1 protein-coding gene is annotated in these 1,300 nt (G+C 39.2%); it reads left to right on the top strand.

The features are described 5' to 3' along the window. Positions 1-13: 13 nt before the first annotated feature. A partial coding sequence (locus V7149_RS23365) for an NfeD family protein (protein WP_438824148.1) occupies positions 14-1,300 on the top strand: 1,287 nt, incomplete at its 3' end.

Genomic DNA, 1,300 nt, shown 5'->3' with positions numbered 1-1,300 from the left:
GAGATTAAGAAGGATATTCATCATTTTTTCATTCCTTTTTGCTTTTATCCTAATGATTATCCCATTTAAAGGAAATGCTGATAATGAAATTGTCTATGTCGTTTCGATTCAAGATACAGTAGAAAAAGGTCTGTTTGCTTATTTAAACAGGGCTGTTCATTTAGCTGAGGAAGACAAGGCATCTGCGATTATTTTTGATATTGATACCCCTGGAGGGGCAGTGGATGCCGCTGGGAAAATTGGGAAGTTATTAACATCAACAGATGTGAAGACGATTTCATTTGTGAACAAACAGGCTTTATCTGCTGGTGCTTATATTGCACTAAATACAGATGAAATCTATATGGTGCCAGGTTCTACAATGGGGTCAGCGGCCATTATTGATCAACAGGGAAATACTGCTGGGAAGAAGGCTGAATCCTATTGGTTTGCGGCAATGGAGGAGGCTGCAAAGCAGAGTAAAAGAAACCCGATTTATGCGCTAGCAATGGCAGATGAGTCTATCAATCTTCCTGAAGTTGGAGCCCCTAAAGGAAAGTTACTCACTCTAGGTGCTGAAAAGGCATTGGAAGTAAAGTATTCAGAAGGGACTTTCAATAATTTGAATGAACTTCTCGATCATCTTGGTTATTCTGATGCTGAGGTCAAAACAGTGGAAGAAAGCTTTGCAGAAAAAATAGCGAGATTTATTACCCATCCTGTAGTGATACCGATATTATTATCTATTGGAAGTTTGGGACTAATCCTAGAATTGTATTCCCCCGGCTTCGGGCTTCCCGGATTTATGGGATTGTCTGCATTATTATTGTTTTTCTATGGACATTTAGTTGCAGGTCTTGCCGGATATGAAACACTTATCCTCTTTGTTGTTGGCATTGGGCTGATCATCGCGGAGTTTTTTCTCCCAGGAGGAGTTGCAGGTATTCTAGGCCTGGCAGCGATACTTGGAAGTCTATTTTTAGCTTCTGATAATGTCGTTCATATGGGAATTTCTTTATTAATTGCTATCAGTATATCTATTTTAGCGTCTATTATAATGGTAAAGGTGCTTGGTAAAAAAATGAAATTTTTCAAAAAAATCATCTTAACTGATGCAACAAAAACAGAAGAGGGCTATGTTTCCAATAAAAGCCGATTAGAGCTCATTGGGTTAGAAGGCTACGCACTGACAGCTCTTCGGCCATCAGGTACCGTTGTGATTGAAGATGAAAGAATCGATGTCGTCAGTGAAGGTGCGTTTATTTTAAAAGATGCGAGAGTTAGAGTTGTAAAAGCTGAGGGTTCTCGTATAGTAGTAAGA

Source organism: Bacillus sp. JJ1503 (assembly GCF_036965125.1).
GTDB lineage: Bacteria > Bacillota > Bacilli > Bacillales > Cytobacillaceae > Cytobacillus.
This window is presented reverse-complemented; position numbering and strand designations above follow the sequence as displayed.